Genomic DNA, 14,490 nt, shown 5'->3' on the forward strand with positions numbered 1-14,490 from the left:
TTCAGTATATGCCTATACTTTGGGGATTTCTTTTATCTTACCACGTCACATTTTCAAAAGAAAAACGTTAGCCCCCGTAAACGCTCGGTTTGAGCACACCGACGTAAGGAAGGTTACGATATTTCTCTTCATAATCGAGACCGTAACCGACAACGAACTCGTGTGGAATCACGAAACCGCTATAGTCTGCTGATAAACCATTTTTGCGTCCTGTCGGTTTGTCGAGAAGCGTGACGATCTTCACAGACTTCGCTTTACGGTATTTAAGAAGATCGACGAGATAGCCAAGCGTCAATCCACTATCAATAATATCTTCTACAATCAAGATGTCGCGTCCTTCTACAGATGTATTTAAATCTTTCTCGATTTTCACTTCACCTGTTGAAGAAGTACCTCCGTGATACGTCGACACGTCCATGAAATCCATTTCTAAATGGATATCCATTTCTTTGACGAGATCAGACATGAACGGCATCGCGCCTTTCAATACACACACGAGAAGCGGAAACTCTTCTTTATAGTCTTCGCTAAGTGTTCCAGCGAGTTCTTTCACCTTTTCTTGAATCTCTTCACGTGAGATTAAAATTTTCTCCATATCGTTCATTAATGACATCTTGAAATCCTCCTCTTTCTGTTTCGACACAATCATCATTTTACCATTAATCGTAGGCAAATCGCATCCGACTTGTCTAGAAATTCTGAAACTCGTACCCCGACAATCGCGAGAATTCGTCCTGAGGCATCTTCAAGCAGGGGTAGAGTCGGACGAATCGTCCGCTCAATCTTTTCATCGATCAGGATACGGGACACTTTTTTTGTTCCCACGGCCAATCGCATTCGATCACCTGGTGCACTTGTTCGAATCGTAAGTGGACAAGTGATCTCATGTAACGGAATGCCCTCTCTCCCCTCCTCGACGGATAAAGAGATAGTTCGGTCTCCGAATTCAACAACGGTCGGCAACGAATCAATTTGAATGGGGCGAAGTGAATCTGGCGTAGAGCGCTGTACAAGATTCAGTACCCTATTCTGCTTCGTCATGAACCACTCGCCTGTCAGATGATAGGTTCCTGTATCCTTTTGACTCTGGAGTAGCTTCTCCATCGCCTCGTTCACATTCACCTCGTAACGAGATGAAAGCAATCGACCGACCGTATACCGATCAAGGAATGATAAGCGCTCGAAATCCTCGAGTTTCACATGAAACGCTTTCATTTCAAGTTCGACACATGCCTCCACCCATTGTTCGCACGATTGATACCTGCTATCCCAATCAGCACGGGCCTCCTTTGCCGCTTCGCTGACTTCTCTCACAATCGATGGCCGCATCTGTTTCAGTCGCGGCACAATCTCATGGCGAATTTGATTCCTTAAGTAAGTACGTTCTTGGTTCGTTGCGTCTTCGCGCCACTCTAATTCATTCTGTCGTGCATACTCGATCAGTTGAGCTTTCGACTCATGTAACAACGGACGGATGAGCCTCCCGTTACCAAATTGCCGGCTTTCGGGAATTCCTTTCACTTCGATCACGTTTCGATGTAGTTGAATGAGCACTGTTTCTAACTCGTCATCCGCATGATGCGCCGTGGCCAATGTGTCATATCCATATTTGTTCATGACGTCTTCAAAAAATTGATAGCGGGCTTCCCGGTATCGGGCTTGTGATCCTCCATCTTGAAAGCAGAGATGCGTTCCATGAAACGGAATATGGTAGGTTGCTGCGACGCGGGCGACGAACATATACTCTTCGTCTGAAGCTTCTCGTACGCCATGATGGACATGCGCCACCGCAACATTCCATCCCTTTTTGACGAGACGATCCAATAAGACAATGGAATCCACCCCACCAGACACTGCGACGAGCACTTTTTTCATGAATTCCCTCCTTGATATAACAAAAGAAGCCATCTCGATTGAGATGGCTTCTTTTCGCTTAGGCTAAGTGACCCGTACGGGATTCGAACCCGTGTTACCGCCGTGAAAGGGCGGTGTCTTAACCGCTTGACCAACGGGCCTAAATAAAATGGTAGCGGCGGAGGGAGTCGAACCCACGACCTCACGGGTATGAACCGTACGCTCTAGCCAGCTGAGCTACACCGCCATGTTATTGTTGTGTCCTAAGCACATTTTCTATAATAACCAGTCACCATTCGAGTGTCAATTCTTTTTTGAAATTTTTTTAATAAAAAAATCGTGCATAGTGTCATCTCCATCACTATACACGATTTCATTACGTTTTTACATCATGCTTCTGATACAACTTGGCGATATTTTTTCTTCCATGCGATTCGGAAGTATGCCCACAGTAATGCAAAACATCCAGCAGCCACAAATGCTAAATACGCTGTCGCCGTCTGCAAATACTGCGCACCGTCAGCTGACAAGATTTCTTTATATCCGGCAACCGTATACGTCATTGGAAGGAGCGCATTGAACGGTTGCAGCGCTCGTGGAATCAACTCGAGCGGGAACGTTCCAGCAGAAGTCGTCAATTGCAAGATTAACAAGACGATTGCTACAAAACGTCCTGGGTTCCCAAGTGTGGTGACGAGTAACTGCACAATAAAGAGGAATGTGATGCTCGTCAACCAACTGAATCCGAAGAACTTCAATGGTTCGCTCACTTCAAGTCCTAATAGTTGCACCATCGCCACGTCTAAAATGAGCGCTTGAAGGAATCCGACGACCATGAGAACACCAGACTTCGACAATACCCATGATAGACTACGTTTTGGACGTCCAGCTGGATCGTACAATGGATAGACGATCGATAAGAGAAGCGCCCCGACAAAGAGTCCGAGTGACATGAAGTATGGAGCAAACCCTGTACCATAGTTCGGTACCTCGTGAATCGAGTTGTCGACGAGCGACACTGGTCCTGCCATCATTTCGACATTTTCATCGTTCAAGCCGATGTCTGCATCTTTCGCACCTTTTACTAGAGCGTCACGAAGTTCATCGCTACCTGATGCGAGATCTGTCATTCCATCTGCGAGTTCTCCGCTACCATCTGAAAGTTCTTGTCCGCCGTCCGCGAGCTGATTCGCGCCGTCCGTCAACTTGCTTGTTCCTGCCCCGGCAGCCTTCGCGCCATCTGCAAGTTCACGACTACCTTCTTGAAGTTTTTGTCCACCGTCCGCTAATTGAGTAGCACCACTCGCCAACTCACTCGTTCCCGAACTTGCGCTTTTCGCACCATCGGCAAGCTTCACACTACCTTCAGACAACTGTCCAGTCGCAGCTACGAGTTTGTCACTGCCTGCCGTAAGTTCAGTTGTCCCGTCTTGAAGTTGTGTTGCACCTTGATTGAGTTTTGAACTCGCTGACACGAGTTCTTGTGAACGGTCAGCTGCAGTTTGTGTCCCTTGCTCGATTTGACTCGAACCACTTGCTAACGCCTGAGCACCTTCCGCTAACTTCGTTTGACCCGTGTTCAATTCAGAAAGTCCTGACGAAAGTTGTCCTGCACCTGTTTCCGCTTGTGCAAGACCTGCCGCCAATGAGGTCTGTCCCTCTTTCACTTGCGTCGCCCCTGCAGCTAATTGATCAAACCCAGCCGATGTCGCTTGTTTTCCTTCAGTGAGTTGTGCTGCGATGGCTTGAAGCATTTCAGGTGACGCAGATTGACCGGACTCAGCAAGTGCCGTTAATTGTCCAATCAACTCATCCTGTTTCGCCGTCAATTCAGATTTCATTTGTCCGATTCCATTGACCACTTCAGTTTGACCCGCGATGAGAGCAGTGTTTCCTTCTTTCGCTTTCGTCAATGCACCTGCTAGTTGGTTTGCGCCGTCATTTAATGCAGACGCCCCTTCTTTTGAACGCTCGATGCCAGCAGCAAGGTCTTGAACGCCTTGATTCAACGTTTTCGCACCCGTGTGAAGCTCATCTAATTTGGACGCGAATGCCCCTGTTCCTTCGACGAGCTGGCTCGTTCCGTCTTGTAAGGCGGATGCGCCATCATTCACGCGGTGTACCCCGTCTGACAAAGCAGTTGACCCGTCGTACACTTGCTGACTTCCATCCGCGAGTGCTGATGAACCTTCTGCCAACTGAGTCACACCATCGTTTAACTGGCTTGCACCGTTAGCGAGTTCACGCTGTTTCGAGGCGAGTAGTTTCGTCCCGTCCGCGAGTTCAGATGAACCATCGGACAACTGAGCGATTCCGTCATTTAACTCACTTGCACCGTCTGCAAGTTCGCGTTGTTTTGTGGCGAGAAGTTCCGTTCCATCCGCCAATTTGACGGCACCATCTTTCGCTGACGTAGAACCGTCGGCAAGTTTTGTCGCACCATCCGCGGCTTCACCAAGTCCGTCCGCCACGTCATTTAATCCATCTTTCAATGCACTGACGTACTGTTTCGATACCTCGGTCGAAAGCTCTGCTTTCACTTGCTCCATTGCGGAGCCACCGATTTGTGCGGCTAGGAAGTTATACGATTCATTCGCAATGTACTTCAATTCAAGTTGCTCTGGATTTTCATCTAGAGCGGTCGTCGCCTTCTCCGAAAAGTCTTCTGGAATCTCGATTGCCATGTAATAATCATGGTCTTTCAATCCAGATTCTGCTTCCTTCTTTGTCGTCTCGACAAACTCGAAGGCTTCCGAATCTAGTAACTTATCAATCAGATCGTTCCCGATTTCAAGTGACTCCCCTTCAAATGATGCCCCTTTGTCTTCGTTGACGATGGCGACCGGTAAATCTTTCATCTGTCCATACGGATCCCAGAAAGCCCACAAAAACATACCGGCATACATTAACGGTACGAGCGCGACTGCGAGAATCGGAACCAACACACGTGGGTTCTTAAAGATACTCCGCCACTCCGCCGTCCATAGTTTCCATCCATTCATTTTTTCTCTCCACCTTCACTTATAAAACATAACTATTTTTTCATGTTCCCTATTTTGCTCTCTTCCTCGAGAAAAATCAACTATATTTAGTTATTTTTTATAAATTTTTTAAAACAAAAAAAGTCGTGAACAAAAATGTTCACGACTTGTCTTGTTACAAGACCTATATGGTTACGAGTAGAAGCTAATTGGTATCAAAGGATTACCCGCGTTTGGCTCCACGTCCACCGCGTTTCGAATCTGTTTGACGTTTCAACGTCGAAAGACGCTCGTCGCTGTCTTTCAAGAATTTGCTCATCAACGTATCGAATGTTTCTGGTTCACGGCGTTGTTCACCACGACGACCGCCGCCACGTGGGCCGCCGCCACCGCGTGGACCGCCGCCACCGCGCGGACCGCCTTGACCTGGGCCACCTGGGCGTGGGCCACGAGAGAAACGCTCACCGGCTGGACGCTCTGGACGTTCAGGGCGTTCACTTACAGGACGATCGACTGCTTTCTTGATGGATAACCCGATTTTCCCATCATTTTCGACGTTCAACACTTTTACCGTGACTTCTTGACCGACTGTCAACACTTCGTTAATGTCTTTGACGTAAGAGTCCGCCACTTCACTGATGTGTACTAATCCTGTCTTGCCGTTTGGGAGCTCGACGAACGCTCCGAAATGCGTAATCCCTGTAACCTTACCTTGTACCTTGCTTCCTACTTCAATTGACATAAAATAATGTACTCCTTTTTTGATTGATTCTTTTCAATTATACGAGTCGTTTCCCTAGCGGTCAACGAACCGACTTATTCCTCTGGGGAGAAGTAGAAAATAATCTCTCCATCTTTGGAGAAGAGGAGCTCGTTTCGCGCTAAGTTCGCGATATAATCCTCATCCTGCAAACGCTCCACTTGTTCCTTCAACTCATCTTGCTCGGCTTTCTGCTCTTGCAACTCCACTTTCGCTTGTGCGTAAGCTTGTTGTTGGTCCGATACATAGCCTACCTTTGAAAAGTAACTCTGTCCAATCAATACCATGACGAATAAAAATAGGAGTGAGGCTGCCGCCAAACGACGTCGAAGATGAACTCTTCGGCGATGTGTGTCTTTTTCCAGCTGTTCTCTACGCTCATCTAGCGCTCGAATGCGCCGTTGTCGATCCATCGGATTACGTCCGTTCATCGCCTCATCCCCCTCCTCTTAATACATTAAGTATACTTTTTTTTACGAGTCGATACTACCGTCCATCTTCTCTTCTTTAAGTAATCTTCTCTTCTTTAAGTAAACGATACATTTCTTTCGCATCTTCTTTACGTGCATGTTCCGCAATCGAGTCAATGACGACCGTGACGAGCTTGTTTCCGAATCGAATTTGCAGCTCGTCTCCGACTTTAACATCAGTACTCGCCTTCGCCACTTGCCCATTTAGCTGAATCCGCCCTTGATCTGCCACTTCTTTCGCGAGCGTGCGTCGCTTGATCAAGCGGGATACTTTCAAAAATTTATCTAATCTCATAACCCTTTCTCCTTTGCCTCGTTCCAAAGAGCATCCATCTGTTCGAGCGTCATCTGCTGAAGATCACCATTCGCTTCTATATACTCGAATCGACGTTTGAACTTTCGGTTCGTCTGTTCTAACGCTTGCTCGGCATTTAGCCCAACGTATCGCGCGATGTTGACGATGGAGAATAATACATCGCCAAGTTCTGATTCGTCACTCAACTCTTCACGCCACTCTTGCAGTTCTTCTTCCAATTTTCCGAAAGCGCCCGACACGTCATCCCATTCGAATCCGATTTGGCCAGCTTTCTTTTGAAGTTGTTCAGCACGCATCAATGAAGGTTGGTCGACGAGTACACCATCGAGTTGCGATTGTTTCTTTTCCCCTTTTTCCGCTTGTTTAATCGTATTCCAATTTTTTACCACGTCGGAGGCATCTTCGACGGTGACATCTCCGAAGACGTGCGGATGACGGCGGACCATCTTTTCACTGATTGCCCCGATGACATCACGAATATCGAAATACCCTTCGTCTGCACCAATTTGGGCATGTAACATGACTTGAAGCAACACGTCACCGAGTTCCTCGATGATGGCATCGTCATCTTCTGCATTGATGGCTTCAATGAGTTCATACGCTTCTTCTAATAAATACTTCCGAAGCGACTCATGCGTTTGTTTGCGATCCCACGGGCAACCGTCCGGTCCACGAAGCGTGGCGATGATTTGTTTGAGCGTTGCAAAATCTTTCGCCAAATAAGCTTCATCCTTGAGTGGCGGAACATAGAGCGTCGTCAAGTTGTTCACTTCCGCCATGCGATCCATCTCGAACAACGGAATGTGTTCGATTCGTTCTTGTGTGGTACCCGCAGCTGTCACGAGGGTGACAGGGTGCTCATCCGGATATCGTTCCATCAGCTGCACTTTTACATCTCCCGCTACAAATCCATCGTACACTTGACCAATCAACACATGTTGCGTCACCTGCAGTCGTTCAAGGTCGAGCGCCGTCGCATCCAACAACTGAAAGCCGTTGATTGGATCGATTTGCAGTGCCTGGAACATCGCATCTAAGAAGCTTTGCCCGCCGAGTACGTGAAGGTCCGCTCCACGTTCCACTAAAAGCTCGACAGTTCGCTCGGCGACGAACGGGTGACCGGGTACGGCATACGTGATAGCCATCTCTTCACTTTTGTTCATCAACGTCTCGACAATTTGATCGTACACCTCTTCAAACGTATCACTCGATTCATAAATCGAATCAAATGACTCGAATGCGAGCCCTTCTGACTCTAACTCACGTACGACAGGGTGTTCTTTCGTCCGTAGCCAAACGAGCGGTTGTTGCTTCAAATGACGGTACACTCCGAGTGGCAATTGATTCAGCTCACCAGATCCAAGACCGACCACCGTGATTGTATAACCCATACTAGTTCTCCTTTTTTTCGAGCACATCGAGGAGGCGACCACCGAACGGGATGAACTCCCATTCCGCAAGTGATAGCATTCGCGTGCTCCATAATCTCCATATATAAAGGACGGCTCCGCTACATACCATCCCGATTAACCATCCGAAGGCTGCGATTCGCGAATCGACCCACATCTGACCAACCCAGTTTAACACGGCAACGAGTAATAACATGGGCACCAGCGCTTTCGATAGCGATTTGTAATGCTTCGACCGAAACGACCCGAGTGGAATCGAACGGTCGAGCGCCCGAAAGTTATAGAACGCCATCGCCAAAAAGCCGAGTGAGGTACCGATGGCCGCCCCTTCAATCCCATAGAAGGGGACAAGCCCCACGTTTACGACACCTTTTGCCAAAATCGCGACAATCATACTGCGAGCCGCAATCCATTCACGGTCGATTGCTTGAAGGCAAGTCATGCTTGCAATCGCTAACGATGCCGCAAACGTACTCGTTGCCAATAACACGAGCGCCCGCGTACCTGACCCATCTTCAAACAAGGCAACGTTTAAGAAAAACATCACCCCCATCAATCCGACGGTCGCCGCACCCGCAATGGCTGTTGTCACCCGAATCATCGAACGGAGCCCTTGTGTCGTTTTTTGCAGATGTCCCGCTCGATAGTGTCGGACGAGTGTTGGGACGTTGGCCATACCGATGGTCGTTGCGAACAGGATTGCAAATTGGACAAGTGGGTATCCCCGGTCGAACACGCCTTTGCTCACTTTCGCCTCGTACGTCCCCCCCATTAAATTGACGATTGTAAAGGAGTCGACGAGTTGCATCCATAAGATTCCAAGCGAGGCAAATCCGACCGCGAGCCCTGTCGTCAACAATAGACGCAATCCATGTTGAAACGTGACACGTCGTACTTTTACGATTCGTAGGCCGCGCGCCTGATAGATTAAAAAGGCAATCGCCACAACCCCACCGACAAGCGTCGCGCCATACGCGTATTGACTGAGCGTGTATGCATCTTTTCCAAGACGTACGCCAATCCATAAGAGCGACAGCATGACCGTCACGCGTACAAAATTTTCTAACACTTGCGACCACGCGCTCGGTCGTAAATCATCCCTTGATTGAAAGGCACCACGTAACACGGCGGACGCCGGCATGAGTAAGTAACTCAAACTGATTACGCGAAGCGCCGGGGCCAACTGTTCATCCCCGAGCCACATTGCGAGTGTCGGAGCGAAGATCCACATCGTGACAACAAGCGTGATAGAAAGAAGAAGCAACGCATAAAAACTGCTCCATAACACTTCTAGCTTCTGGTTCGACCCCTTCGCGCCGACTCCTATTTTCGCAATGACTACCGGCATCGCATAAATTCCGAGCGATGCGACAATCGCAGCGAACGGATAGACGGTTTGATAAGCATAGAGTCCAAAGTCACCCGCCAAGTTTTGATATGGGACGCGATATGCGAAGCTGATCAGTTTAGAGACATAACCGGCAAGGGCGAACAGGACGACACCTTGCGCAAACTTACTTGGCGACCGCATCGCCCACCAACCGCTTCGTCAGTTCTTCTAATACAGTATCGGCATCATTCAAGAGCTCTGTGAGTGGCATTCGACCACTGAGTGACAATTTCAAGGCTCCGTCTTCTTGACCGATTCCTAGTTTACGGCCGAGCGGCATCGTCCATTCCATAAAGGATGGTACATCGAGGGCTGTCGTCGAATCTTTCGATAAGACAATTTCAATCCGTCCAGGCGTTTGTTTGATTCGGCTCACTTTCGCCAGTTCTCCGTAAATCCGTAGACGTGTCAGCTGAATGAGAAGAGCGACCGGTTCTGGGAATTCCCCAAATCGCTCAATCAATTCGTCTTGCAAGGCAAACAACGCGTTTGGTGTATCGACGTATTTGAAACGCTTATACATCTCAATCTTCAGTTCGCTATCCGACAAATAGTCGTCCGGGATGTAGGCATCCGCTTGGAAGGCGATTTCCGGCTTGAAGACGACTTGTTTCGCCTGTCCACGCATCCGGTCTTTCCGTTCCTCGATTGCTTCGGAGAGCATTTGAGAATAGAGGTCGAAACCGACTGAATCGATGAATCCAGATTGTTGTGCACCTAGCAAGTTACCAGCACCTCGAATCGACAAGTCACGCATCGCGATCTTAAAGCCGCTTCCGAGTTCTGTGAATTCTTTAATGGCTTGAAGACGACTTTCTGCTACTTCGGTCAAGCGCTTATCTTTTCGATACGTGAAGTAAGCATACGCAATTCGATTCGAACGTCCGACTCGACCACGAAGTTGATACAGTTGGGAAAGTCCCATTTTGTCAGCATCATGGACAATGAGTGTATTGACGTTTGGAATGTCGATTCCCGTCTCGATAATCGTCGTCGAGACTAAAATATCCGCCTCCCCTTCGAGGAAACTGATCAACTGGCTCTCGAGTTCGCTCTCGGTCATTCGTCCGTGTGCCGTAGCAATACGCGCTTCAGGCAATAAGGCCCGAATCTCTTCCGCTTTCCGCTCGATGCCTTCGACACGGTTGTAGAGGAAGAACGCCTGTCCTCCACGAGCAAGTTCACGCTCTAACGCTTCACGTAAGACGATGCCGTCATATTCCATGACATACGTCTGAACCGGGTAGCGGTTCTCTGGCGGTGTTTCTAACACAGATAAGTCGCGGATTCCAATCATCGACATGTGAAGCGTTCGCGGAATCGGAGTGGCCGTCAACGTGAGTACGTCGATGTTCGTCTTCAACTGTTTCAGACGTTCTTTATGCTTGACGCCGAATCGTTGTTCTTCGTCGATGATGACGAGACCGAGGTTCGCGAACGTCACGTCTTTTGACAACACTCGGTGTGTCCCGACGACGATATCAATCGTCCCTTCCTTCAAGCCCTTCTTCGTCGCAGCCATCTCACTCTTTGAGCGGAAACGACTCATGACAGAAACGTTGATCGGAAATTCACTGAATCGCTCGAGCATCGTTTCATAATGTTGTTGGGCGAGGACGGTCGTCGGGACGAGAAATGCGACTTGTTTTCCGGCGAGCACCGCCTTGAATGCTGCTCGGATTGCCACTTCCGTTTTGCCGTAGCCGACATCCCCACATAAAAGTCGATCCATCGGACGTGAACGTTCCATGTCTGCTTTAATCTCAGCAATCGAGCGGACCTGGTCCTCTGTCTCCGCATAAGGGAAGGAGGATTCAAATTGTCCCATCTCCTCATCATCCGGTGGAAACGCAAATCCGACCGATGCTTCTCGTGCCGCATACAATTTAATGAGCTCATCGGCGATATCTTCAACCGACTTGGCGACTTTCGATTTAACTTTCTTCCACTCGGTGCCTCCGAGTTTATAAATCTTCGGTTCTTTCCCTTCGGCGCCGACATATTTTTGAACGAGATCAATTTGATCGACCGGCACATAGAGCGCATCATCACCGGCATACACGAGATGGAGATAGTCCTGATGAATCCCTCCGACCTCGATGGTTTTAATGCCTAAATACTTCCCAATCCCATGATGCACATGGACGACATAGTCGTTCGGCTTCAACTCTTGATAACTCTTAATCCGTTCTGCGTTCGTTAAGTTTTTCGTCTGACGCTTGCGCTTCGTCACACGTTTAAACAATTCCTCTTCTGATACGACGACGAGGCGACTCGTCGACAATTCAAATCCGCCTTCGATTTGACCGATGATGACGGATACGCGTCTCGGTTCTAATTCTCCATCGACATTCGTGAACGTGGAATGAATGCCGTAGTCCGAAAGGAGCGCTTCAATCTTGTCCGCGCGTGACTTATCCCCCGCAAGCACGACAATGCGTTGATCCCCTTGTTGCCAGCGTTCCACTTCTTGCTTTAACAGGTGCATCTGCCCATGAAATGCCGGGAGTGGACGACAGCTCAAATGTACCGTCGCGGTTTCCGGAATCCCTGAGCGACGAGATGGAAGTAGCGAGAACGCCACTTGTTTCAAGTCACGAAACACTTTGTGCATCGGGACAGCAAGCGTGTAATTGCTGACGGCTTCCCCTTTTTCGATGAGTGAAGAGAACCATTCCGCCTCTTCCCGCTCCTGTACGTCCGCGGCATCATCGATTCGTGCCACTTCGTCTAACATAAGTACGGCGTCTTTGCCAACATAGTCTAAGAGCGTCGATGTATAAAGGAGTGGCGAATACTTCCCAACTTTATCCGGGAAATCACCACGCTCTAAACGCTCGATGTCCGTTACGACTCCTTCCTCAAGCGCTTGACGAATCACTTCGTTCTCAATCAACTCGACAGTTCGGTCATATTGTTTCCGGAGTGAACGCCCGGCTTGTTTCAACTGATCGTCAGTAGCGATGAACTCGGTGGCAGGTGTGATGCACACTTCCCCTACCACACCGAGCGAACGTTGCGTCTCGGCATCGAACGTGAAAATGGAATCGATTTCGGTATCAAATAAATCAATCCGATACGGACGCGCTTCCGTGAGCGGGTAGACGTCCAAGATACTGCCTCGTACGGAAAACTCGCCTGGCGTCGTCACGGTCGCTGTTCGTTCATACCCCATATCTGTCAATTGCTTCGCAAAGTCTGCCAACTCAAGATCACTTCCCGGCTTTAGCATGACACGACTATGTTGCCACGCCTCCGGGCTCGGCATATAGCGTCGTAATCCACCGAGCGGCACGACAACGACGCCTCCTGTTTGGTCAAGGAGACGAGTACGGGCATCGATTCGAGCGGCCAACAGCTCAGGACTAGACGTCAGCGACAGTTCAGCGGCCAGCGTCTCATCAATCGGATAAAGCAATGTTTTGTCCGGTCCGATGAGTGATTCGAGTTGATCGAACATTTTTTGTGCTTGATACATGTTATGCGTCACGACGACGAGACGTCTCGATGACGATTTCACAAGTCCTGCGAGGACGAGAGCTTTCGCGCTTGTCGTCAGTCCCGTCACCAATTGACGGTCTACTTTTTGTAGCCGCTCACGAATCACGTTCGTCTCCGGGAGCGCCACCATAAATCTCTCTAAAGCATTCATTTGTTTTCCTCCAACTCATACGACAAAAAAGGGTGCTATGACCCTTTAGTTGTATCGATTCATCAGCGCTAGCCAATCTGTATCTATGAAATCAGTGGCTGCGGTTACGGCGTTTTCGAGTGTTTCGTTCAACTCCGGCAAGTCCTCTTTCCGATAGTTCATCAACACCCAATCGACGACTTTGATCGGGTGAGGAGGACGTCCAATCCCAAGTTTCAATCGCTTGAATTCTGCGGTCCCTAAGTGTTGAATGAGCGATTTGATTCCGTTGTGACCACCCGCACTCCCTTTCGGACGGAAGCGCAGTTTTCCTGGCACCATATCCAAATCGTCATAGATGACAAGTAAATCGTCAATCTCAATCTTATAATAATCTAAAATTGGACGGACGGCTTCACCCGATAAGTTCATATACGTAAGGGGTTTCACAAGTACAACGCGTTCACCATTGATTCTTCCCGTTCCCATAAGGGCGTTAAACTTCGCTTCATTCAGCGAGATCCCATGCTTTTCAGCGAGGCGATCAATTGCCAAAAAACCGATGTTATGTCGGGTCATCTCAAACTTTTTACCAGGGTTTCCAAGACCGACGATGCATTTCATATCATTTCCTCCTGAACAAAAAAGCCCAAAGGCGAATGCCTCCGGGCCTCGTTTTTTAATCGAATAGGGTACTGACCGATTTGTGCTCGTGGACACGCATGATCGCTTCCCCAAGCAAATGGGCAACCGACATCTGTCTGATTTTGCTCGAGCATGGACGACCCGTCAAATCGATTGTATTTAAAACAACCAATTCTTTGATTGATGAGTTGTCGATACGCTCCATCGCTGGACCAGAAAGGACTGGGTGCGTACAAGACGCATATACTTCTTTCGCGCCAGCTTGGACGATTGCATCCGCTGCAAGCGTGATCGTTCCTGCTGTATCGATGATATCATCAATCAAAATTGCTGTTTTCCCTTCAACGCTTCCGACGATGTTCATCACTTCAGCGACGTTCGCTTTCGGACGACGCTTATCAATGATGGCAATCGGAGCTTTCAAACGTTCTGCCAATTTACGTGCACGTGTCACGCCACCGTGGTCTGGAGAGACAACCACGATATCCTTCGCTTGAAACTCTTCTGTTTCAAAGTACGTCGAGATGAGCGGCACACCGAGTAATTGGTCAACCGGAATATTGAAGAATCCTTGGATTTGCGCTGCATGCAAGTCCATTGTGATGACGCGTGTCGCACCTGCTACCGTCAGAAGGTCAGCGACAAGTTTCGCCGTGATCGGCTCACGCGAACGCGCTTTACGGTCTTGACGTGCATACCCGTAATACGGCATCACGATGTTGATCGTACGGACAGAAGCACGTTTGAGTGCATCAATCATGACGAGCAATTCCATGAGCGTTTCGTTTACAGGTGAGCTTGTTGATTGGATGACATACACATCATCTCCACGAACACTTTCCTCGATGTTGATATAGAGTTCACCGTCGCTGAAACGTTTGACTTGGCAATCACTGAGCGGGACACCAATTTCTTTCGCGATTTCTTCAGCAAGCGGGCGGTTCGAGTTTAAGCTAAATAGACGAATTTCTCGTTCGTATACAGTAGACATGTTTAGGATTCTCCTCCATCGTTTTCCATAGTGATTGGCAGCA

Annotated in this window: 11 protein-coding genes and 2 tRNA genes; all 13 read right to left on the minus strand. The window is 48.7% G+C overall.

The window, feature by feature from the left end; genetic code table 11:
• Window positions 1-67 precede the first annotated feature (67 nt).
• Window positions 68-613, minus strand: a complete 546-nt coding sequence (hpt, locus tag PJK55_RS14275; RefSeq protein WP_012727721.1) for a hypoxanthine phosphoribosyltransferase — start codon at window positions 611-613, stop codon at window positions 68-70.
• Window positions 614-648: 35 nt separating this feature from the next.
• A complete protein-coding gene (gene tilS, locus PJK55_RS14280; protein WP_271306208.1) occupies window positions 649-1,875 on the minus strand; it encodes a tRNA lysidine(34) synthetase TilS in 1,227 nt (408 codons plus the stop codon).
• A 68-nt stretch (window positions 1,876-1,943) separates the two neighbouring features.
• Window positions 1,944-2,015 (minus strand) — tRNA-Glu (locus PJK55_RS14285).
• A 9-nt stretch (window positions 2,016-2,024) separates the two neighbouring features.
• A tRNA-Met gene (locus tag PJK55_RS14290) sits at window positions 2,025-2,101 on the minus strand.
• 142 nt (window positions 2,102-2,243) lie between these two features.
• A complete protein-coding gene (locus tag PJK55_RS14295; RefSeq protein WP_271306209.1) occupies window positions 2,244-4,856 on the minus strand; it encodes a YhgE/Pip domain-containing protein in 2,613 nt (870 codons plus the stop codon).
• Between the two features lie 202 nt (window positions 4,857-5,058).
• Window positions 5,059-5,577 (minus strand): S1 domain-containing RNA-binding protein, encoded by a 519-nt coding sequence (locus PJK55_RS14300; RefSeq protein WP_214749849.1) that lies wholly within the window; start codon window positions 5,575-5,577, stop codon window positions 5,059-5,061.
• A gap of 74 nt (window positions 5,578-5,651) precedes the next feature.
• Complete coding sequence (locus tag PJK55_RS14305) at window positions 5,652-6,026, minus strand: FtsB family cell division protein (RefSeq protein WP_074036621.1); 375 nt, start codon at window positions 6,024-6,026, stop codon at window positions 5,652-5,654.
• 76 nt (window positions 6,027-6,102) lie between these two features.
• Window positions 6,103-6,360 carry an RNA-binding S4 domain-containing protein gene (locus PJK55_RS14310; RefSeq protein WP_271306210.1) on the minus strand — a complete coding sequence of 86 codons (258 nt, stop codon included), beginning with the start codon at window positions 6,358-6,360 and terminating at the stop codon, window positions 6,103-6,105.
• On the minus strand, window positions 6,357-7,772 hold the full coding sequence (gene mazG / locus PJK55_RS14315; protein ID WP_271306211.1) for a nucleoside triphosphate pyrophosphohydrolase: 1,416 nt from the start codon (window positions 7,770-7,772) through the stop codon (window positions 6,357-6,359). The genes PJK55_RS14310 and mazG overlap by 4 nt, the downstream gene beginning before the upstream one ends.
• A gap of 1 nt (window position 7,773) precedes the next feature.
• Window positions 7,774-9,321: a polysaccharide biosynthesis protein gene (locus tag PJK55_RS14320; protein WP_224863731.1), complete on the minus strand. Its 1,548-nt coding sequence runs from the start codon at window positions 9,319-9,321 to the stop codon at window positions 7,774-7,776.
• Window positions 9,305-12,832, minus strand: a complete 3,528-nt coding sequence (mfd, locus tag PJK55_RS14325) for a transcription-repair coupling factor (protein WP_271306212.1) — start codon at window positions 12,830-12,832, stop codon at window positions 9,305-9,307. Before mfd ends, PJK55_RS14320 begins: the two co-directional genes overlap by 17 nt.
• Before the next feature lie 45 nt (window positions 12,833-12,877).
• Window positions 12,878-13,435 carry an aminoacyl-tRNA hydrolase gene (gene pth / locus PJK55_RS14330; RefSeq protein WP_271306213.1) on the minus strand — a complete coding sequence of 186 codons (558 nt, stop codon included), beginning with the start codon at window positions 13,433-13,435 and terminating at the stop codon, window positions 12,878-12,880.
• Window positions 13,436-13,490: 55 nt separating this feature from the next.
• Window positions 13,491-14,447: a ribose-phosphate diphosphokinase gene (locus PJK55_RS14335; RefSeq protein ID WP_214697188.1), complete on the minus strand. Its 957-nt coding sequence runs from the start codon at window positions 14,445-14,447 to the stop codon at window positions 13,491-13,493.
• Window positions 14,448-14,490: the final 43 nt, after the last annotated feature.

It is taken from the genome of Exiguobacterium sp. MMG028 (assembly GCF_027947425.1).
GTDB lineage: Bacteria > Bacillota > Bacilli > Exiguobacteriales > Exiguobacteriaceae > Exiguobacterium > Exiguobacterium aestuarii_A.